The organism is Sphingobium sp. KKT206, from assembly GCF_055640555.1.
Window position 1 is genome coordinate 2,842,501 of the sequence record NZ_CM145764.1, and the last position, 20,895, is coordinate 2,863,395.

18 protein-coding genes (1 of these 18 only partly in view) are annotated in these 20,895 nt (G+C 64.4%); 7 read left to right on the forward strand and 11 right to left on the reverse strand.

Features of this window, described 5'->3' with window-relative positions:
• Positions 1 to 620, forward strand: partial view of a lipopolysaccharide biosynthesis protein gene (locus tag ACZ2HM_RS13780; RefSeq protein ID WP_470425461.1) — the 3' portion only. 868 nt of this gene lie to the left of the window's left edge; the window shows 620 of its 1,488 coding nt (coding positions 869–1,488); its start codon lies off the left edge, out of view; its stop codon occupies positions 618 to 620.
• A gap of 23 nt (positions 621 to 643) precedes the next feature.
• Here ACZ2HM_RS13780 and ACZ2HM_RS13785 read toward each other — a convergent pair whose 3' ends face one another.
• Positions 644 to 1,072, reverse strand: coding sequence for a CBS domain-containing protein (locus ACZ2HM_RS13785; RefSeq protein ID WP_037479586.1), 429 nt, complete (start codon positions 1,070 to 1,072; stop codon positions 644 to 646).
• A gap of 73 nt (positions 1,073 to 1,145) precedes the next feature.
• Between ACZ2HM_RS13785 and ACZ2HM_RS13790 the strand changes: the two genes are divergently transcribed.
• Both ACZ2HM_RS13790 and ACZ2HM_RS13795 read left to right on the forward strand, forming a co-directional pair.
• Positions 1,146 to 1,445: a hypothetical protein gene (locus ACZ2HM_RS13790; RefSeq protein WP_037479592.1), complete on the forward strand. Its 300-nt coding sequence runs from the start codon at positions 1,146 to 1,148 to the stop codon at positions 1,443 to 1,445.
• Positions 1,438 to 1,815: an acyl-CoA thioesterase gene (locus ACZ2HM_RS13795; protein ID WP_037479585.1), complete on the forward strand. Its 378-nt coding sequence runs from the start codon at positions 1,438 to 1,440 to the stop codon at positions 1,813 to 1,815. The genes ACZ2HM_RS13790 and ACZ2HM_RS13795 overlap by 8 nt, the downstream gene beginning before the upstream one ends.
• 3 nt (positions 1,816 to 1,818) lie before the next feature.
• On the opposite strand, the gene ACZ2HM_RS13800 is transcribed toward ACZ2HM_RS13795, so the two are convergent.
• The 6 genes from ACZ2HM_RS13800 to hisS all read right to left on the reverse strand — a co-directional run bounded on the left by ACZ2HM_RS13800 (position 1,819) and on the right by hisS (position 9,497).
• Positions 1,819 to 3,336 (reverse strand): DUF4139 domain-containing protein, encoded by a 1,518-nt coding sequence (locus tag ACZ2HM_RS13800; protein ID WP_470425462.1) that lies wholly within the window; start codon positions 3,334 to 3,336, stop codon positions 1,819 to 1,821.
• Positions 3,337 to 3,346: 10 nt separating this feature from the next.
• Complete coding sequence (locus tag ACZ2HM_RS13805) at positions 3,347 to 4,750, reverse strand: DUF4139 domain-containing protein (RefSeq protein WP_470425463.1); 1,404 nt, start codon at positions 4,748 to 4,750, stop codon at positions 3,347 to 3,349.
• A gap of 134 nt (positions 4,751 to 4,884) precedes the next feature.
• Complete coding sequence (locus ACZ2HM_RS13810; protein ID WP_470425464.1) at positions 4,885 to 5,835, reverse strand: DUF4167 domain-containing protein; 951 nt, start codon at positions 5,833 to 5,835, stop codon at positions 4,885 to 4,887.
• A 299-nt stretch (positions 5,836 to 6,134) separates the two neighbouring features.
• Positions 6,135 to 6,950 carry a peptide chain release factor N(5)-glutamine methyltransferase gene (gene prmC, locus ACZ2HM_RS13815; protein ID WP_470425465.1) on the reverse strand — a complete coding sequence of 272 codons (816 nt, stop codon included), beginning with the start codon at positions 6,948 to 6,950 and terminating at the stop codon, positions 6,135 to 6,137.
• Positions 6,947 to 8,038, reverse strand: a complete 1,092-nt coding sequence (gene prfA / locus ACZ2HM_RS13820) for a peptide chain release factor 1 (RefSeq protein WP_037473367.1) — start codon at positions 8,036 to 8,038, stop codon at positions 6,947 to 6,949. Before prfA ends, prmC begins: the two co-directional genes overlap by 4 nt.
• A 133-nt stretch (positions 8,039 to 8,171) precedes the next feature.
• Positions 8,172 to 9,497, reverse strand: a complete 1,326-nt coding sequence (gene hisS / locus ACZ2HM_RS13825; protein WP_470425466.1) for a histidine--tRNA ligase — start codon at positions 9,495 to 9,497, stop codon at positions 8,172 to 8,174.
• 143 nt (positions 9,498 to 9,640) lie between these two features.
• On the opposite strand from hisS, the gene ACZ2HM_RS13830 reads away from it, so the two are divergent.
• Both ACZ2HM_RS13830 and ppa read left to right on the forward strand, forming a co-directional pair.
• Complete coding sequence (locus tag ACZ2HM_RS13830; RefSeq protein WP_470425467.1) at positions 9,641 to 11,572, forward strand: M61 family metallopeptidase; 1,932 nt, start codon at positions 9,641 to 9,643, stop codon at positions 11,570 to 11,572.
• Positions 11,573 to 11,609: 37 nt separating this feature from the next.
• Positions 11,610 to 12,149, forward strand: a complete 540-nt coding sequence (gene ppa, locus ACZ2HM_RS13835) for an inorganic diphosphatase (protein WP_037473364.1) — start codon at positions 11,610 to 11,612, stop codon at positions 12,147 to 12,149.
• Between the two features lie 175 nt (positions 12,150 to 12,324).
• Here ppa and yczR read toward each other — a convergent pair whose 3' ends face one another.
• Complete coding sequence (gene yczR / locus ACZ2HM_RS13840; RefSeq protein ID WP_470425468.1) at positions 12,325 to 13,788, reverse strand: MocR-like transcription factor YczR; 1,464 nt, start codon at positions 13,786 to 13,788, stop codon at positions 12,325 to 12,327.
• Positions 13,789 to 13,943: 155 nt separating this feature from the next.
• Here yczR and ACZ2HM_RS13845 point away from each other — a divergent pair, with 155 nt between their 5' ends.
• Positions 13,944 to 15,128, forward strand: coding sequence for an NHL repeat-containing protein (locus tag ACZ2HM_RS13845; RefSeq protein ID WP_470425469.1), 1,185 nt, complete (start codon positions 13,944 to 13,946; stop codon positions 15,126 to 15,128).
• A gap of 69 nt (positions 15,129 to 15,197) precedes the next feature.
• Here the strand turns inward: ACZ2HM_RS13845 and ACZ2HM_RS13850 are convergent, their stop codons facing one another.
• The gene (locus tag ACZ2HM_RS13850) at positions 15,198 to 15,680 is read right to left on the reverse strand and encodes a hypothetical protein (RefSeq protein ID WP_470425470.1); all 483 of its coding nucleotides are present in this window, start codon (positions 15,678 to 15,680) and stop codon (positions 15,198 to 15,200) included.
• 86 nt (positions 15,681 to 15,766) lie between these two features.
• On the opposite strand from ACZ2HM_RS13850, the gene gyrB reads away from it, so the two are divergent.
• On the forward strand, positions 15,767 to 18,256 hold the full coding sequence (gene gyrB / locus ACZ2HM_RS13855; protein ID WP_470425471.1) for a DNA topoisomerase (ATP-hydrolyzing) subunit B: 2,490 nt from the start codon (positions 15,767 to 15,769) through the stop codon (positions 18,254 to 18,256).
• Positions 18,257 to 18,428: 172 nt separating this feature from the next.
• Here the strand turns inward: gyrB and ACZ2HM_RS13860 are convergent, their stop codons facing one another.
• Both ACZ2HM_RS13860 and ACZ2HM_RS13865 read right to left on the reverse strand, forming a co-directional pair.
• A complete protein-coding gene (locus tag ACZ2HM_RS13860) occupies positions 18,429 to 18,977 on the reverse strand; it encodes an ankyrin repeat domain-containing protein (protein WP_052027537.1) in 549 nt (182 codons plus the stop codon).
• Positions 18,978 to 19,105: 128 nt separating this feature from the next.
• A complete protein-coding gene (locus ACZ2HM_RS13865; RefSeq protein WP_156106103.1) occupies positions 19,106 to 20,773 on the reverse strand; it encodes a catalase in 1,668 nt (555 codons plus the stop codon).
• Positions 20,774 to 20,895: the final 122 nt, after the last annotated feature.

A 20,895-nucleotide genomic window follows, 5' to 3' on the forward strand; every position in this document is an offset into this window, starting at 1 on the left:
TCGCTTGGTCCTTCTGCAAGGCGGTGCGGTTGCTGTTGCTGATTTCCTGTCCGGTCTATCTGGGCATGGCGGTGACGGCCGAGCCGCTGGTCGAGACATTATTCGGGGCGAAATGGCTGGAGATGGCGCCCTTCGTGGCGATTCTCGCGCTCGCCATGCCGTTCATGACGGTGCAAGTGATGTTCGCGCCGGTGAGCAATGCGCTGGGTCGGCCCGGCACCACGGCGCGAGTCGCGGCGGTCGGTGCGGTGCTGATGCCGATATCCTTTCTGATCGGGATCAAATTCGGCGCGATCGGCCTCGCCTGGGCGTGGCTGGGTGCCTTTCCGATCCTGACCGCGATCACAGCGCGGTTGGCGGGGGCACCGATGGGGTTGCGTCTTACGGATCTGGTCCGCGCGGCGGCACCGGCGCTGGGCTGTTCGGTGTTGATGGCGGGTGTCGTGATAGCGGTTGATTGGCTGCTGCCGCCGCTGGCCGCGCCGATCCGGCTCGCGATCCTGGTGCCGACGGGCGGCATCGCCTTCCTCGCGGCGTTGATGCTGTGTTCGCGCGCCACGGTGATGGAACTGGTCGCGCTGGTGGTGCGCCGCGCGCCCCCGGCCCAGGCACCGGCCTGAACCGAGGGCGCGAGCCGCCTGTTTCAAGCCGTCTGGATATAATCGCGCAGCGCGCTGGCTTCCGATTCGATGCTGTCGATGCGGAATTTCACCAGATCGCCGATCGAAATCAGGCCGACCAACTGGCCATCGACCACGACCGGCAGATGGCGGATGCGCCGCTTGGTCATCAGCGAGAGGCCATGGATCACCGGCATCTTGTCATCCACGGTGATGGCGGGCGAGGTCATCAGGTCGCCGACCGGGTGGTCGAGCGCCGCCGCGCCATCGGTTGCCACGCGATAGACGAGGTCACGTTCGGAAAAGATGCCGACCACTTCGCCATCATCGACCACGGGCACGCAGCCGATTCGCCGATCGGCGAGCAATTGGACAGCGGACAACACCGTATCGGTAGACCGCACCTGGACGACATCGCCCCCCTTGCCCCGCAAAATCGCTGCAATCGTCATGGCTGCTCTCCTTCTGCCCTATAATTTGGTTCAGGCGCTTGATGATCCCACTTTCGCGGGCCAAAGAAAAGGGATGACACGCAAGCAAGCGCTCGATGATCCGCAGATCGCCGCCGTGGCCTGGACCCGGTTTCGCCGCATCATGGCGTGGATGGCGCTGGGCGGGGCGGCCTGCACCGCGCTGGCGCTGCTCTTTCTCTATTATCGGTCGGAAACCATGCCGATCCATATGATCATCGCGACCATATTGGGGGTGTGGCTGACCTTCATGCTGGGCACGGGGCTGATGGCGCTCGCCTTCCTGTCGCATGGCACCGGCCATGACGAGCAGGTGATGGACCGGTTGAAGGACGAGGTGCCGCTGGATGACTGACAAGCGCGACGATGTGGTGTTGCGGGTCATGCCACGCATCGCCGACATCAACGCCAACGGCCATATTTTCGGCGGCTGGGTGCTGAGCCAGATGGATATTGCGGGCGGCATCGTCGCGCATCGAATCGCGCAGGGGGCCGTGGCGACCGTCGCGATCGAGAGCATGAAGTTCATCACGCCGATTTTGCTGGGCGATGTCGTGTCAGTCTATGCCCATGAGGAGCGGCGCGGGCGGACCTCGCTCGCCATCCGCATCGATGTGGTGGCGACGCGCGGGGCGGAGCAGGAGCAGGTCGATTTGACCAGCGGCCTGTTCACCTTCGTCGCGCTGGATGAGAATCACCGGCCGCGCCCCTTGCCCGCGACCTGATCGTCAGCGGGGCGTCCGCAGGCGGTAGTCGAGTTGGGCCGTTCCCTGCGCCGGTACGGTAGCCGTCCAGAGCCAAGCCCCGTCGCGACGGACGAGGCGCGGACGTGATCCGACGAGTTGGTTGGCTTCGTCATCCTGCACGATGATTTCCGCGACCAGCGGTTCGGCACCGCTATTGATCAGCCGAAGACCGTATCGCTGCGTTTTTTCATCGAAGGTCCGTTCGTAGCGCAAGTGCGGGCTTTGCCCCGCCGCGATCTCTACCTTGTCGCCGATCGCCTGGTCACGCATTCGCGCCTGCGCCAGCAACAGCGATTCGACCCCGCGCATCGCGAACAGCGACAGGCCGCCGGACGGGAGCGGTACGCCTGCCCCACTTTCGCGCCGATTGGTGAAGCGCAGCGTGCGGGTGAGCGGGCCGCCCTCGCTGACATCGCCCTGCGCTAAAAGCCGCGCGGTGTAGAGGATGGTGAAGGCAATCGCGCGCTGGTGCAGGAGGGCGACCTGCTTTTGGCTGCTGGGGTTGAGATCGACCGCCATGGGCACACGATAGAGTTTGAGGTCGCCCAGTTCCTCCTGCGTCGCGACGCGGCGACCCGTCACCATGATTTCCTGGGCCGCCATCATCGGCGGGGGTGCAGCAACCGGCGATGGCATGAAAATGAGATCAGCCCCGTCATCCTCGCCCTCATAGCTTGGTTCGGGCCAGCAGCTCAGGTAAAGCGGTGGCGCTTCTGGGGCGCGTCCGAGCGCGTCATAATCCGATGTGCGGTTGAGTCGTCCCGCAATCGCCAGCAGGCGCGCGTCGGAAAAGGCGACGCTGTTGCCGTTGGCGACCGTCAGCCAGGCGAACAGGTCGAGCGTGCGCCCGTCCGGCGCGATTCGGGCGACATAGTCGGCGGCCCAATCGAATCCGGTGGTGAGATAGGTGAGCGTCACATCGGCCTGCGTCGCCCGGTCGCTCTGCGTGTCGATCGCCAAGGTGGGGGTGACGGACAGGTCGGACGGCACGCTGTCATGGATCAGCGTTTCGGGCAGGCCCGAACAGCGCAACGCCTCTACCCCGTCCGCGCTTTCGATGACGAGCGCTTGGTCGGGCGTGGAGCGGACGATCGCGTCCTGCTCCACCACTCTGCCGGTCGCGGGATCGGTGCGGCGCAGATGCACGGCCTTGCCCAGCGCGCCGAGTGTCAGACTGGCGGGCGACAGCAGCCGGGCATCGCGATTTTTCTGGATGACGCCGCCGGGCAGGCCGGTCACCGCCGCGCTGACCGCGATCATGCCGTCCGCAACGCCTTCGAAGCGGATGGTCGCATCGCCGGGTGGGAGGGTGATGCGCCGCTGTTCGGTGACGAGCGCGAAGCCGGTGGGGAAGCGGGCGTTGATACTCCCCTCGCCGCGTTCGGGGTCGCGATAGACGGTGACCGAGCGGGAGTGCGCGCCGGGCGAGACGATAAGCGTCTGCGCAGACGCGGGCGCGCCCGTCATCGCGAGCAGCAGCAGGATCAGCCAGCGGCGCATGCGCGGGCCGTCAGTAGCGGGTTTCGAAAATGGCGGTGAGGGTGGTGGTGCCATTGGCGGGCACGGTCACCTGCCACCGCGCGCTATTGTTGTCGATCCGCTGGGACGGCAGGCTTTCGCTGACGATGCGGGTATCGTTATAGGCGAAGTCGAGGCCCGATTGGGTCAGTTCGATCGTGACCGGCTGATCCTTCGCATTGCTGAGGTCGTAGCGCATATGGCTGCGCCATTTGCTGTTCGAGACACGCTCGCGCTGTTCGACGACGGGCCTGACCTTCACGTCGAAGGCATCGCCGGTGGCGAGCGCGAGATCGCTGCCCATCGGCGTATGATCGACCTGATTTTCGCCGATGAACTGCGGCGCGCCGCCGGCATCCTTCATATAGAAGCGCACTGTGCCGGCGGGCAGCGCGTCGCCAAGGCCGCCTGACCGCGCGGTCGAGAAATGCACGACGCTGCGGACGCTTTGCGGCTCCTCGCTGCTGGCGAGCCAGCCGTTGCGATAGGCATAGCCCGCGCGCGCGGGCACGCCCTGCACGTCGAGGAAACTCACTTGCTTGGTCTGGCGATCGGCGATGCGGGTGCGGGCGGCGATGGGATAGAGGTAGAAATCGCCCAATTGCTCGCGCGGGGCGGTCTCCGTTCCGGCGCGGCGAAGGGCGGCGGCACGTTGCGGGCGATAGCCGCCCTGGCTTTGGCCGACGCTGCCCGCGACCAGCAGGGTGCGGGCATTGTCATAGCTGGTGCCGCTGGTGTTGGTGAGCGTGACCCAGCCCTGCACGTCGATCCGCCCGGCCTTGGCATCGAACAGCGCGACATAGTCCGCCGCCCAGCCAAGCCCCGGCGTCAGATAGCGGAGCGAGGCCGCGCGCGTGCCTGCGCGGGCGCTGTCCACCGTTACCGACAGGGTCGGGCGCGCGCGCAGATTGGCGGGCACCTTGTCGAAGATGACGCGCACCGGCAGGCCGTCGTCGCGCAAAATCTCGATCCGCTGGCCGATCTGCAGTACCACGCCGCCCTGGACGCTCAGCACCTTGGCCTGTTCGCGCTGTTCCGCGCCGGTGGCGGGATTGGTGCGGACGATGGTGACGGTGCGGCCGATCGCCTTTTCCATCAATTTTCCGGGGGACAGCAGGTCGAAGTCGAAATTCTGTTCGACGATCGATGCGTCATCGGCGGCGAAGGACAGGGTTTCGGGGCGGATCTGCGCCGACACATCGGGAAATTCGATGCGGCTGACCCCGGCGGGGATGGCGAGTTGGCGCACATCCTGCACCAGCGCGAGATCATTATTATAGATGGTGACGGCTACATCCCCCTGCGCCGGAGCGGCGGTCGTGTCGGTTACATCCTGTGCCAGAGCCGTGGCGGGCAGGAGAGCGAGCAAAGGCGCAAGCAGGCAAAAGCGGGGCATGGCGGCATCTCTCCAGTCGGAACGCCGGTGCCTTGTGCCGGATCGCAGCGGCCTTGGAAAGCGGGCATGAAAAAGGGGATGGCGCATGGGCTGCGCCATCCCCCTTTTTTGTCCGGTAGAGCCGGTGTGCGGCCTTATTCGGCCGCTTCCGTCGCGGGACGGGTGCGGCGAGTGCGCTTCTTGGGCGCTTCAGCTTCACCGTCATTGTCGGCGCGACCGATGGCGGGCGGCAGCACGGCCAGGTCGAGGCTTTCATTGGCCTGTTCGGCTTCGGGCACGACCTTACGCGGGCGACCACGGCGGGGACGCGGCGCTTCGGCTTCGGGCTGCGGCGCTGGGGCCTGTTCAACGACGGGCTGCGGCGCGGGGGCGGCCTGCTCTACCGGGGCCTGCGATTCCGCGGCGACGGGGCGATCGCGACGCGGACGGTCGCGACGGGCATTGCGATCTTCGCGCGGTTCGTCCTGGCGGCGATTCTGGTCGCGCGGGGCACGATCGCCGAACTCGCGGGGTGCGCGGTCGGCCTGATCGCGTTGCGGACGGTCGCCCTGGTCGCGTTGTCCGCGATCGGCATAATCGCGCTGGGGCCGGTCGCCCTGCTCGCGCGGGGCACGGTCGTTGCGGTCATTGCGATCGTTACGGTCATTCTGCTCACGCGGGGCGCGATCGAAACCGGGCTGTTCGCGCGGGGTGCGGTCGTAGGACGAATTGTCGGTGCGGAATTCGTCGACGCCGTCGGCGACGCCCTCGAAATCATCGCCATCTTCGTCGAAATTCTCGTCCGGGCGACGCTGGCGCTGGGGCTGGCCCTGCTGCTGTTCTTCCTGCCGGGCGCGGTTGTCGGCCAGGACGCGGAAATAATGGTCAGCGAATTGGAGATAATATTCGGCGTTGACCCGATCACCCGACATCTGGGCATCGCGCGCCATATTCTTGTATTTTTCAAGAAGCTGGGTCGCATTGCCACGGGCGCGATTGTCGATGCGGTTGCCGCTGTCGCCGCCCCCGCCCCGATTGTTGGTGTTGGGACGTCCGTTATTATTCCGGCCGCGATTGCGGCGACCGGCCTGCCGGTTGTTGATCAAGATATGATCCTTGTGTTCGCTGTCATAACCTTGGCTGAAAACACTGTTCCGTCGCCATCCCCAAGCGCGACCCGCTCATCGGGCCGGATATAGCTCCGCAGGACATAGGCCATTATCTGGCTTATGCCGTCCAATGCCAGAGGTGCCGCGCAGCAGCGCCATCATGACTTTAAGGAGCTAGAAAACAGCTTTTCCATCAATGACCTAAAAGGGTCATGTCGCCGGAGCGTGCTGTTCCTGACCCCGATGTAATGGCTTTCATGGGATAAACCAAGCAAATTCGGCTTTATCATCGTTAATCATGGAGTGGCGACCAGGCAGCGGTCCAGACCCGCCAAGTCGGGCAGCGGGCGCACGGCAAGGCCGACGCCCTCCAGCAGCGCCGTAACGGCAAGCCGCTGGTCATGGCCGATCTCGATCGCGGCCATGCCGCCCGGCGCGATCAGGCGCGGCAGGTCGGGCACGATGCGGCGATAATCATCGAGGCCGTCGTCGCCCGCGAACAGCGCGCTGCCCGGTTCGCGCAGCACATCGCCCGCGAGCGCCGCGTCGCGGGCGATATAGGGCGGGTTGATGAGGAGGAGGTCGAACGGGCCATCCACCCCCTGCCCCCAATCACCGAGGCGGAATTGCGCGCGCGTCGCCAGGCCCAGCCGCGCGGCATTGCCCTGCGCGACGGCAAGCGCGCGGGACGAGGCATCGATCCCCAAGCCCTGCGCGGTCGGCCATTCGCTCAAGGCCGCGAGCAGGAGCGCGCCGGAGCCAGTGCCGAGGTCGAGAACGGACGCAGGCGCGCGCCCCGCAAAATGCGCGACCGCCGCCTCGATCAGCGTTTCGCTGTCGGGGCGCGGGATCAGCACGTCGGGCGTGACGGTCAGGCTGATCGTCCAGAAATCGCGCATGCCGCTGATATAGGCGATCGGTTCGCCGTTCAGGCGGCGGTCGAGCAATGCGGCGAAGGCGGCGGGGACCGCCAGGTCGCGCTGGCGCAGCAGCATGTCGGCGCGCGAGAGGCCCAGCGCATGGGCCATCAGTAATTCGGCGTCGAGCCGCGCTGTGTCGCTGGTCGCGCTCAAACGGGCCGTAGCCTCGCGCAGCGCAGGCGCGATGCTCACCCCACCCCGTCCAGTTGCGCCAGCCGTGCGGCTTCGTCTTCGGCGATCAGCGCGTCGATGACTTCGGCAAGGCCCGGCCCTTCGAGAATTTCGGGCAGGCGGTGCAGCGTCAGGTTGATGCGGTGATCAGTGACGCGGCCTTGCGGGAAATTATAGGTGCGGATGCGTTCTGAGCGGTCGCCCGACCCGACCATCGCCTTGCGCGCGCCGGCCTGTTCGCTCTGGGTGCGTTGCCGTTCGGCTTCGTAGAGGCGCGCGCGCAGCACCTGCATCGCCTTCGCCTTATTCTTGTGCTGCGAGCGTTCGTCCTGCTGAATCACGACGAGGCCGCTGGGCAAATGGGTGATGCGGACGGCGGAGTCGGTGGTGTTGACGTGCTGGCCGCCTGCTCCGCTAGCGCGGTAAATGTCGATCTTGAGGTCGCCGTCAGCGATCTGGACATCGACTTCCTCCGGTTCGGGGAGGACGGCGACGGTCGCGGCGCTGGTGTGGATGCGCCCGCCGCTTTCGGTGACGGGGACGCGCTGGACGCGGTGGACGCCGCTTTCGAACTTGAGCTTGGCGAAGACGCCGGTGCCGGTGATGGAGGCGACGATTTCCTTGAAACCACCCGCTTCGGACGCGTTGGCCGTCATCTGCTCCATCTTCCAGCCCTGCGTGTCGGCATAGCGCTGATACATGCGGAAGAGGTCGCCGGCGAACAGCGCGGCTTCGTCGCCGCCGGTTCCGGCGCGGATTTCCAGCATGGCGGGGCGGGCATCGGCGGAATCGCGGGGCAGCAGTTGCAGCGCCAGCGCGCGTTCGGCCTGGGGCAGCTGGCTTTTGAGGAGCTGCATTTCCTCCTGCGCCATTTCGCGCATCAGCGGATCGGCATCGGCATCGACTCCGCCCGCCATATAATCGAGCGCGGCCAGTTCCTGCCGCAGGCGGCGCACTTCATGCGCGGCGCGGGCGACCGGCTCAATCTCGGCATATTCCTTCGACAGGCGCACGAACGCATCGGGGGCAAGGTCGGCGCGCGTCATCGACGCCTGCACCTCATCCCGGCGCGCCTCGATCTGCGCGATGCGTTCAGGCGAGATGTGCATTAAGTGTTGCCCCTAAATCCGTTCGGGCTGAGCTTGTCGAAGCCCCGTCCTTTCTTGCAGGCAGCAGAAAAACGGCCCTTCGACAAGCTCAGGGCGAACGAGGGTGGGGAGGCGCGATTGGCGGTGAAGGGCATTAGTCGGCCGTTGCCTTCACGCCTTCAAGCAGCGCTGGATTTCGCGCCATGCCTTCACCAACCAGCAGCATCTTCAACAGTTCATATGGAGAAGTCAGTGGCACTTCCTGCTGCTCACCCGACCGCAGATTTTTGAGCGCCATTACCCCTTGGGCGATTTCATCATCACCCAGGATAGCCGCAAATAACGCCCCGGAAGCATTCGCACGCTGCATCCGCTTTTTCATATTGCCGCGAAAACCCATGTCGCAGGCGATACCAGCGCGCCGCAGATCAGCGATGATGCCGGTGGCCTTCACTTCGGCGGCTTCCCCCATCGGGATGATGGCGACTGTTGGCTTCTCAATCTCCGGCGCATCCACAAGCATCGCCAGCCGCTCGATCCCCGCCGCCCAGCCGACCGCTGGCGTCGCAGGACCACCCAGATTTTCGATCAACCCGTCATAGCGGCCGCCGCCCAGCACCGTGCCTTGCGCGCCCAGACGATCCGTGACGAATTCGAACGCGGTGTGGCGATAATAGTCGAGGCCGCGCACGAGGCGCGCGTTGCGTTCCCAAGCGACGCCAGCGGCATCCAGGCCGCTCGTCACCTTGTCGAAGAAGCCACGCGCTTCGTCCGTCAGATAGGCGTCGATGTCGGGTGCGCTGTCGGCGACGGGGCGGTCGCGCGGGTCTTTGCTGTCGAGGATGCGGAGCGGGTTGCGCTGCAGGCGATCGACGCTGTCTTCCGACAACTCCCCGCGATGCGCCTCGAAATGGGCGATCAGCGCGGCGCGCCAGGCGTCGCGGCTGGCGGCGTCGCCCAGCGTGTTGAGCGTCAGCGTCACGCCGTCATCGATGCCCAGTTCCTTGAGCAACTGGTCGGCCATGACGAGCAGTTCCACGTCCGCGCCCGGCTCGGCCGCGCCGATGATTTCAGCGTCGAGCTGGTGGAACTGGCGGAAGCGGCCCTTTTGCGGGCGTTCGTAGCGGAACAGGGGTCCATGGGTCGCCACTTTAAGCGGCGCATATTGCTGCCAGCCTTCGGTGATATAGGCGCGGCTGATCCCGGCGGTAAATTCGGGGCGCAGGGTGATGCTGTCCCCGCCGCGATCCTCGAACGTGTACATTTCCTTCGACACGACGTCAGTGCTTTCGCCCAGCGAGCGGGCGAAGACGGCGGTGGATTCGAACACCGGCACTTCGACACGTTGAAAGCCGTAGAGTTTGCGCACCTTGTCAAAGGTCGCGACCACATGCGCGAAGCGTTCCTGGAACGCTTCCGTGGTGCCGCCCAGCATGTCCTGCGTGCCGCGTACCGGACGCGGCGTTTCGATTTTAGCCATGGGGATGGGCCTTTAACCGCAATTGCCGTTCAAGGAAACGCGCTTTTTATGCGCCTGCATCAAGGGGTGGACGCGCCCGCGTAGCGACGCCATTGTGCGGGCATGAGGGCCGTCCGGCCCAGACTGCATTTTCGGAGATGTTCATGATCCGCAGCCTTGCTGCCGCCCTTTTGCTGACAACGGGCCTTTCGACCGCGATCGCCAGCCCCCTTTTCGCGCAGGAGGCGATCCGGTCCAAGCCGACCGCACTGCCCGTCAATGACGCGACCCCTGCCCCAAAAGACGTGCCCTATCCCGGCGGCACCATCAAATTGGAGGTCGATGCCAGCGACACGACCCAGCGCATCTTCCGCGTGAAGGAAACGATTCCCGTGGCAACCAGCGGGCCGATGACGCTGCTGATGCCCGCCTGGCTGCCCGGCAATCACGCGCCGCGCGGGCAGATCGAGAAGCTGACGGGGCTGACCATCACCGCCAATGGGCAGCCGGTGCCGTGGAAGCGCGATCCGCTCAACGTCTTCGGCTTCATCATCAACGTGCCGCAAGGCGCGCGCGAAGTGGTGGCGCAATTCCAGTTCCTGTCGGCAACCCAGCCCAATCAGGGCCGCGTCGTCATCACGCCCAAGATGCTGAACATTCAGTGGGAAAGCGTCGCGCTCTACCCGGCGGGCTATTATACCCGGCAGATCCCGGTGCAGGCGACCGTCACCTATCCGGCGGGCTGGCAGGCGGCGACCGCGCTGCGCGGCACCAAGAGCGGCAACCGCGTTGCCTATGAAACGATCGATTATGAAGCGTTGCAGGATTCGCCAGTCTTTGCGGGCCGCTATTTCAAGGCGGTGGACCTGGGCAAGAATGTGACGCTCAACATCGTCGCCGACGATGCCGATGAGCTGGAATACAAACCCGAACAGATGGCCAAGCATAAGAAGCTGGTCGATGAAGCGGGCGCGCTGTTCGGCAGCTATCATTTCGACCATTATGATTTCCTGCTGGCGCTGACCGACGAAATGGGCGGCATTGGCCTGGAGCATCATCGCTCCTCGGAAAATCAGGTCGAGCCGGGCTATTTCAAGAAATGGGAGTCGGGCGAGGCGCTGCTGGACCGCAACCTGTTGCCGCATGAATTCACCCATAGCTGGGACGGCAAGTTCCGCCGCCCAGATTTGCTGTGGACGCCGGATTTCCGCACGCCGATGCAGGATAATCTGCTGTGGGTCTATGAAGGGCAGACGCAATTTTGGGGCTATGTGCTGGGTGCCCGGTCGGGGATGTTCACCAAGCAGGAAACGCTGGACGCCTATGCTCAGATCGCGGCGAAGCTCGATACCAATGTCGGTCGGCAGTGGCGGCCGATGGAAGATACCACGCATGATCCGATCATCTCCGCGCGGCGGCCCAAGGGCTGGGCGAGTTGGCAGCGGTCGGAGGATTATTATAATGAAGGGCTGATGATCTGGCTGGAGGCCGACGCGATCATTTCGAAGGCGACGCGCGGCACCAAGGGGCTGGAAGATTTCGCCAAGGCGTTCTTCGGTGTGAAGCCGGGCGACTGGGGCCAGCTCGTCTATAATCGCCAGGAGGTGATCGACACGCTCAACGGCATCGCGCCTTATGATTGGGCCGGTTTCTTCCGCACCTATGTCGACAGCCCGACCAAGGAAACGCCCAAGGGGGGCTTCATCCTGGGTGGCTATAAGCTGGTCTATGGCGACGAGCCGAACGCCATCACCAAGGCGGCCGAGGGCGCGAACAAGATGGTCGACCAGAGCTTTGGCCTGGGCGCGATCGTCAAGAATGACGGCGATATCAGCGCCGTCATCTGGGACAGCGCGGCGTTCAAGGCCGGGCTGGTGGTCGGTGCCAAGATCGTAGCGGTCAATGGCGACGAGTTTTCCGGCGACGTGTGGAAGGCGGCAATCAAGGCCAAGCAGCCGATCCAGATCATCCTAAAGCAGGATAAATATTACCGCACATTGTCACTCGATTATTCGGGCGGGCTGCGCTATCCGCGCCTCGAAAAGACAGGAGAGGGTGAAGGCAGTCTCGACCGACTGCTCAAGCCGAGAACATAATCACCCGTAGCGCATCATCGTAGCAAAAGGCGTTTCCATGAATATCGAACTGATCCCGGTGGGCGACGATCCGCCAAACAGCCTGAACGTCATCATCGAAGTGCCGGTTGGCGGCGAGCCGGTGAAATATGAATTCGACAAGGCGTCGGGCGCGCTGTTCGTGGACCGCATTTTGCATACGCCGATGCGCTACCCTGCCAATTATGGCTTCGTGCCGCACACACTGTCGCCCGATGGCGATCCGCTCGACGCGCTCGTCATCGCGCGCTCGCCCTTCGTCCCCGGTTCGGTCGTGCGCGCGCGCCCGATCGCGGTGTTGAACCTGGAAGACGAGGCCGGCGGCGACGAGAAGCTGGTGTGCGTGCCCGACAACAAGACCTTCCCTTATTATGCCGACATCAGCGAGAAGGACGACCTGCCCGGCATCGTGATGGAGCAGATCGAGCATTTTTTCACCCACTATAAGGACTTGGAAAAGACCAAGTGGGTCCGCATCGGCACCTGGGGCGGCGCGGAAGATGCCAAGCAGATCACGCTGGAAGCCATCGCCCGCTATCAGGCGGCGAAGGCAGGCTGAGGCTTTTGAGCTAGAGCTAAGCAAGAGGCCGCGCGGGGTGACCTGCGCGGCCTTTTTGTTGGCAGACAAGCGGCAGCGTCGAGCCCCCTCATCCAACTTCGCCTAAGTGCCTGCGGCACCAAGGCTGCGTATCCTTCTCCCCGCCGGGGAGAAGGGGCATCTACTCATTACCCCCTCAGATCAATCGGTCCGCTTCCAGCGCGAGCGCGAGCGAATCGCGGCTTCTGGGCAGGCGGGCGTGGAGGCGGGCGTCGGCTTCGGCGAGGCGTTCGACGCCGGTGGCGAGTTGCTCTTCGGACAAGGTGAAGGGCAGGCGCAGGAAGCGTTCGAACGCGCCGCTGACGCCGAAGCGCGGTCCCGGCGCGACGCGCACGCCGAGATTTTCGGCGAGCGCGGCGAGTGCGGTGGCTTCAGCGCGGGGGAGTTGCGCCCAAAGCGACAGGCCACCCGCAGGCGCTTCGACCCGCCAATGGGGCAGATGCCGGTCGATCAGGCCGAGCAGATGGTCGCGCCGGTCGCGCAGCATCGCGGCGCGGGTGCCAAGCCCCTCGCCCGCATCCAGCAGATGCGCGACGGCGAGCTGTTCGAGGACGGGGCTGGCCATGTCGGTCGTCGTGCGCAGGCGGGCGAGCGCGGCGATCGTCTGCGGGTCAGCGCGAATCCAGCCGGTGCGCAGGCCGCCCCAATAGATTTTGCTGGCCGAACCCATGGTGATGACCTGCCGCCCCGACGGATCATGCAGCGCGACCGGCGGCGGGGCCGTGAAATCGAGGCCCATCGCCGCCATCGTCTCGTCGATCACCAGCGGCGTGTGGCTGCGCGCGGCGACCGCGACCAGCGCGCGGCGGGTGGCCGGGTCCATGCTGCGCCCGGTGGGGTTGTGGAAATCGGCGATGATATAGGCAAAGCGCGGGGCCGTCTGGCGGAAGGCGGCGTCCATCGCGTCGATATCCCAGCCCTGGGTCGGCAGGCCCACGGGCACCGGCACGACATGGGCGCGCTGCAACGCCTGGATTGCATTATGATAGGTCGGATGATCGATGACGACGCGGTCGCCCGGCCCGGCGAGCCAGTGCAGGAGCAGCGAAAAACCCTGCTGCGCGCCGTTGGTGACGATGATCTGGTCCGGACTGGTCGGGCAACCGCGCTGTTCATAATCAGCGGCGATCGCGCGCCGCAGCACGGGAAGGCCGAGCGGATCATAGCCAAGGTCGCCCAGATGCGCAGGCAGCGCGTCGAGCGCGGCGGCATAGGCGCGCGCGACGCCGGGCGCGGCGGGGAGCGCGGCATGGGTCCAGTTCAGGAGGTTGCCGCCGCTGGCGATGCCGTCGTCAACAGGTGGTGCGGGCGTGTCGCCGGGCGGCAGGCGCGTGACGCTGCCTGACCCCTGGCGACTTTCGAGATAGCCCTCGTCACGCAGCCGATCGAAGGCGGCGGCGATGGTGGTGCGGCTGAGGCCCAGCGCAGCGGCCAGTTCCCGCTCACCGGGCAAACGGACGTTGAGGCCGATCCGGCCGTCCAGCACCAGCATCCGCAAGGCCTGTGCCAGCTGGCGATAGGCAGGCTGGGCGCTATCGAGCGCGCGCCATGCGCCGAGCAGGCGCAGCAGCGAGGGCGGGCGAAGATGCGAAGTGGACATGGCCTAGCGTTCCATTTGGGGAGCAATGCCATGCCATTTACCGCGCAATGACCCTGATGGGAAAGGCCAGTTGCTGCGAACCTGCCTGCGCCGTTGACCTGTCGGATCAGATGGGCATGATCCCGCCAACCCGTTGATCCCAGGAGCCTGACCCCATGCGCCCCGTCCTTGCCTGCGCCCTTCTTTTGATGCTGAGCGCGGCCGCGCCCTCCCCGCCTGCCCTGTCGCCGCTGGCGTTCGAGCAGATTGCACCGGCTGGCACTAAGATGCCGCGTTTCAAGGTGGATGCCGCCTGGCCGACGATGCCGGGCGACCTGTTGCTGGGGCAGGTAAGCGGCGTGGCGGTAGGGCCAGACGATTCGGTCTGGGTCGTGCATCGGCCCCATTCGCTGACCGGCACGGACACGGGATTGGCGCAGACGCCGCCGATCGCGGTCTGCTGCAAGCCTGCGCCGCCGGTGGTGCGTTTCGGCAAGGATGGCACCTATATGGGCGGCTGGGGTGGCGCGGCGAGCGCGCCGACGATTGATGGGGTCAGCCAGTGGCCTGCCAGCCTGCATGGCATATTCGTCGATCAGGCCAATACGGTCTGGTTCGGCGGCAATGGCAAGGACGATCATGTCGTGCTGAACTACAGCGCGGACGGCACATTTCTGCGCGCCTTTGGCAAGCGGGGCGAGACCAAGGGCAATGATGCGACCGACCGACTGGGCAATCCGTCCGACGTGCATCAGGTCGATGGCATGGTGCTGGTGTCGGACGGCTATGTGAACCGCCGGGTGATCGGCTTCGATGCGAAGACCAATGGCTATAAGGGGCGCTGGGGCGCCTATGGCAAGCCGCCGATCGCGCCGACCCGTCAAGGCACGTTCGACCAGAGCCATGCGGTCGACCCCAGCAAGGTGGACAATCCCAAGTCCGACATCTTTGGCGACATCGTGCATTGCGTGGTGCCGACGAAGGATGGGCATGTCTATGTGTGCGACCGCAACAACAACCGGGCGCAATTGTTCAAGCGCGGCAAGGACGGGTCGCTGACTTTCGTCCGCGATCTCGCCATCGCCCCCGAAACCGGAGGCACGCATACCGTGACCGACATCGCCTTCTCGCCCGACCCGGAGCAGACCTATCTCTATGTCGCCGACATGATGAACGGGCGGGTGTGGATTTTGCTGCGCAAGACGCATGACGTGCTGGGCGCGATTGGGCGTGTTGGGCGTCAGGCGGGGCAGTTCACCTGGCTGCACAGCATCGATACGGATAGCGAAGGCAATATCTATACGACCGAGGTGAATACCGGGCGGCGGGTGCAAAAGCTGGTGTTTACCGGTATCGAGTGAAACGAAAAGCGGTGCGCAGCGCTTCTCGACTTCGCTCGAAGCGAACGGAGGTTGGTGAAGCCGCGGTTTTTACCCGCCAATCAGTCGCATATAGGGGCTGGCGAGCCAGCCGCTGACGCAGGGGCCGGCATAGGGTTGTTTGCGGTCTACGGGCGACGACACGCCGCAATCAGGCGCAGCGGGGGCACTGTCGGCGGGCGCGGCGGGCTGCACGACGACGCCCAGCCATTTCTGGTCGAGGCTGCGGGTGCAGATATAGGCGCGCTGGCCTTCGGGCAGTTGTGCGACCACCTTGGCATCGGCGAATGGTGCGGCGAGCAGGGGAAGCCCCCCTGCCCCGCTGCGGCTCACCTGGCCCAGGCCACCGCAGGCATCGAGCCGAGGTCCGTCTTCGCCGATCGTCACGGGCCGGGCGGATGGCGTATCCATGCGGGTTTCGGAGACCTCCGAGCGCGGTGCGTCGGCAAGTGAACTGTTGGGCAATTCGTCCAGCACCTCGCGGCTGTCGGAGCAGGCGGCGAGCATCAGGAGGAGGGCAAGGGTTCGGACCATGGAGACGGGATAGACCGGCAGGCTGGTGGGGGGAAGGGCCCATGTTTCGCTTTAGTTTCAGCCCGCCTTTCCCTATAGGCTGGGCTATGAGCGAAGAACCCGTAAACTCCCCGAACAGCAACGAATATGGCGCCGACAGCATCAAGGTGCTCAAAGGTCTGGACGCGGTCCGCAAGCGGCCCGGTATGTATATCGGCGATACCGATGATGGCAGCGGCCTGCACCATATGGTGTTCGAGGTCAGCGACAATGCGATCGACGAAGCGCTGGCCGGGCATTGCGACCGGATCGACATCACGCTGAACCCCGATGGCTCGGTCAGCGTCATGGACAATGGCCGCGGCATCCCGACCGGCATCCATACCGAAGAAGGCGTGTCGGCGGCCGAGGTCATCATGACCCAGCTGCACGCCGGGGGTAAGTTCGAGAATACGTCGGACGACAACGCCTATAAGGTATCGGGCGGCCTGCATGGCGTGGGCGTGTCCGTGGTGAATGCGCTGTCCGACTGGCTGGAGCTGAACATCTGGCGCGACGGGCAGGAACATTGGATGCGGTTCCGCCATGGCGATGCTGAGGCACCGCTCAAGGTGCTGGGTCCGGCCGCACCGGGGCAGAAGGGCACGAAGGTCACCTTCATGTTCTCGACCGACACGTTCAAGAATGTCACCGACTATGATTTCGACAAGCTGGAGCATCGCTATCGCGAGCTGGCTTTCCTCAACAGCGGCGTGCGCCTGTTCCTGACCGACGCGCGGCATGAGGAAAGCAAGACAGTCGAACTATACTATGAGGGCGGCATCGCGGCCTTCGTCAGCTATCTCGATCGCAACAAATCGGCGATGATGCCGGAGCCGATCGCCATTTCGGGCACGCGCGACAATGTGACCATCGAAGTCGCGCTGGAGTGGAACGACAGCTATTATGAAAATGTGCTGTGCTTCACCAATAATATCCCGCAGCGCGACGGCGGCACCCATTTGGCGGCGTTCCGCGCGGCGCTGACCCGCACCCTCAACAATTATGCCGAAAAATCGGGCATGTTGAAGAAGGAGAAGGTGAGCCTGACGGGCGAGGATATGCGCGAAGGTCTGACCGCGATCGTCTCGGTCAAATTGCCCGATCCCAAATTCTCGTCGCAGACCAAGGACAAGCTGGTCTCCTCCGAAGTGCGCCAGCCGCTCGAAAGCCTGATGGCCGACAAGATGGCCGAGTGGCTGGAAGAAAATCCGGCGCACGGCAAGATGATCATCCAGAAGGTGATCGACGCCGCCGCCGCGCGCGAAGCGGCCAAGAAGGCGCGCGAGCTGACCCGGCGCAAGGGCGTGCTGGATATTGCCAGCCTGCCCGGCAAGCTGGCCGACTGCCAGGAGCGCGATCCGGCCAAGTCCGAACTGTTCCTGGTCGAGGGTGATTCGGCAGGCGGTTCGGCAAAGCAAGGCCGCAACCGGCATAATCAGGCGATCCTGCCGTTGAAGGGCAAGATCCTGAACGTCGAGCGCGCGCGCTTCGACAAGATGCTGTCGTCCAAGGAAGTCGGCACGCTCATCCAGGCGATGGGCACGGGCATTCGCGACGATTTCAACCTGGAAAAGCTGCGCTACCACAAGATCGTCATCATGACCGACGCGGACGTCGATGGCGCGCATATCCGCACGCTGCTTTTGACCTTCTTCTATCGCCAGATGCCGCAGATCATCGAGGGCGGACACCTCTATATCGCCCAGCCGCCGCTGTATAAGGCGACGCGCGGCCGCAGCGAACTCTATCTGAAGAACGATACCGCGCTGGAGCAATATCTGGTCGATAATGGTGTCGAATCGATGGTGCTGGAGGGACCGGCCGGGACGCGGACCGGCAATGACCTCAAGAGCCTGGTCGATCATGCCCGACGGATGCGCGCGGTGATGCGCTATGTTCCCCGCCGCTATGACCCGACGATCATCGAAGCGCTGAGCCTGACCGGGGCGCTCGACCCCGAATTGTCGCAGGACGAGCAGGCAACCCGCCTGGACGCGGCGGTCGCCTGGATGGGCGCGCAGGATGCCGAGGGCAAATGGACCGGCCGGATCGCCGAAGAAGGCGGTTTCCATTTCGAACGGCTGTGGCGCGGCGTGACCGACCATCATGTCATCGAACATGGTTTCGTCGGGTCGGCCGAGGCGCGCAAGTTACACACATTGGCGAGCGAAGAATCGCAAAGCTATCTGACCCCGGCCCGGCTGGTCACCGCCAAGGCGGCGATGGCCGCCGAAGAAGCGGGCGACGATGACCTGCCTGCCGCCCCTGCCAAGGGTATGACGCTGGTGACGCGGCCGAGCGAATTGCTGGAAGCGATTTTGGCGGCAGGGCGCAAGGGGCTGGCGATCCAGCGCTACAAGGGGCTGGGCGAGATGAATGCCGAGCAGCTGTGGGAAACCACGCTGGACCCCGACAACCGGTCGATGCTGCGGGTCGAGGTCGAGCAGGCGGATATTGCCGACGAGATTTTCAGCCGCTTGATGGGCGAAGTCGTCGAGCCGCGGCGCGAGTTCATTCAGGATAATGCGCTGAACGTCGCCAATCTGGACGTCTAAAGCGGACAGCGAAGCGGACATTGGTTTGCGAAAATGACGTTGGACGGGGGTGGTTCGCCGCCCCGCCTAGTGTCGCCCTATGTCCGCTTTGGCTGATCGGAAGATGCTGAAATAGCGCCATCTTCCGTTTCACGTGGAACAGGCTTTGTACGCTATTCCCGCCAAATGGTGGTTATGGCTTGGCGTCGAGCTGTTTGACCATCGCGTCATTGCCCTGGCCCTGGGCGACGGCCTTGGCGGTGCGGCCGGAGGCATCAGCGAGCGCTGGGTCGGCACCGGCTTTCACCAGCATGGCGACCTGGGCGCTGCGGCCAAAGAGCGCCGCCATCATCAGCGCGGTTTGCCCCGCCTTGTTGCGGGCGTTGACGTCGCAGCCTGCGGTCAGAAGCCGCGCGGCGATCGCGTCATTGCCCTTGAAGGCGACGCCCATTTGCGCGGTATTGCCCTGCGATTCGTCGGGCTTGCAGGGGTCCGCACCGGCGGCGATCAGCGCGTCGAGCGTTTCCGCCTGACCATTATAGGCCGCGAGGATGAGCGGGGTGAAGCCGCGGGCGTCGGTTGCGTTAAGGTCGACGCCTGCCTTGACGAGCGGCGTGATCATGTCGGTACGGCCGAGTCGGGCGGCGTCGAACAGGAGTTGCTGGCGGCGTTCGGGGGTGGGGAGTGCGTCGGGCGCGGGCGTTGCGGCGGCCAGCGCTGTGGCCAGGAGGAGGGAGAGCATCGCTAGTCAGCCTTATTGTGTAAATGATCCGTTCGGGCTGAGCCTGTCGAAGCCCCTCCCTTCTTTACATAGGGAAAGAAGGAAGGGCCCTTCGACAAGCTCAGGGCGAACGGTGTTTGTGCCGTGCCTTAACGCACGGTCAGGCGTTGTTGCGGATAGGCGGCTTCATATTCGGAGACCGCCTTGGTCACTTCCGCCATGGGCACGTTCACCGCCTTGGCGATGCGGGTGCCGTAATCCTTGTCCGCCTGGTAGAAATAGCTGACCATCATCGTGCGGGTGCGGTCGGAGGTGACCTGGCCCAAATCGCCCGCGAGGTTCGCGATCAGGTCGGCCTTGTCCTTGGCCGACAGCGCGCGGTAGAAGATGCCTGCCTGTGCGAAATTATTGGTCTTTTCGATCGGTTTGGTGTCGACCGTCGCATTGATCGCATAGGTCGACTGGCCAAATTCGGCCGCAGCCTGCTTCTGCACCATCGCCGGGAAATAATTGACGTTGGAGGTCGAGCCGGTCGCGTCCATCACGCCATCCTGCGAATTATTGACCACCGGGGCCAGCGGCTTGTTGACCGGCAGTTGCAGGACGTTCGCGCCGACGCGATAGCGCTGCGTGTCGGCATAGCTGAACAGGCGGCCCTGGAGCATCCGGTCGGGCGAGGCTTCGATGCCGGGCACCATGTTGGACGGCGCAAAGGCCGACTGCTCGGTGAATTCGAAATAATTGGCCGGCATCTTGTTGAGCGTCATCTCGCCGATCTTGCGGAAGGGTACGTCGAGCCATTCCTTGGTATCGTCAAACGGATTATAGTCGAGACCCGCAAATTGTTCGGGGGTCATGGTCTGCACCATCAGATCCCAGGTCGGGAAATTGCCCTTGCCGACTTCGCGATAGAGATCGTCGGTCAGGAAGTTGAACTGGGCCGCGCCTGCATCCTTGCCGGTAAGATTCTTGACGCCCTGGCGGCTGATCCAGCGGAACTTGGCGAAAGTCACCTTGCCCTGCGCGTTCACCAGCTTGAAGGCGTGGACGCCATTGCCGTCCATGGTGCGGTAGGAGGAAGGCGTGCCCAGGTTCGAATAGAGCTGGGTCAGCATATTGGTGGATTCAGGCGTGTTCGAGAAGAAATCGAAATAGCGGTTGGGGTCTTGCTTGTTGGTGACCGGCGAGGGCTTGAGGCTATGCACCATGTCAGGGAATTGCATGGCGTCGCGGATGAAGAAGATCGGCAGGTTGTTGCCGACCAGATCCCAATTGCCCTGATCCGTGTAGAATTTGGTGGCAAAGCCGCGCGGGTCGCGCAGGCCTTCAGGGCTGCCCGATGGGTGGATGACGCTGGAGAAGCGCACGAAGACCGGGGTTTCCTTACCCGACGTGAACAGCGAGGCGCGGGTCAGGTCGCTCATGTCGGCGGTGGCGCGGAAGACGCCATGCGCGCCAGTGCCGCGCGCGTGGACGACGCGCTCTGGGATGCGTTCGCGGTCGAAGCGAGCAAGCTTTTCAATCAGCGTGGTGTCTTCAAGCAGTACCGGGCCAAGGTCGCCTGCGGTCTTGCTGTTGCGGTTAGCCCCGATCGGCGCGCCATTGTCGCGCGTCATGTTGGGGACGGTCGCGGGCGCAGCTTCGGCGGGGACGGTCATGGTCTGCCCGGCATCGGCGGGCAAGGTGACGGTGGCCATGCGCGGGGCGACCTGCGTGTTGGTCTGGGCCGAGGCCTGTGCGCCGACAAGCGCGGACAGGCTGACGGCAGCCAGGGTCAGGCCGCGCAGCGGCGCGGCCGAAATCGGTGAATTCGACATGATCAGGTTCCTCTGTTGTTTTGTCGATCGTGACGATCGACACCCCTCGGACTGGGAAACGATGGATGGACCCGTAAAGTCCGCAAGAGAAACGGCTTATCTAGCTTTCAGATAGTGGGAAT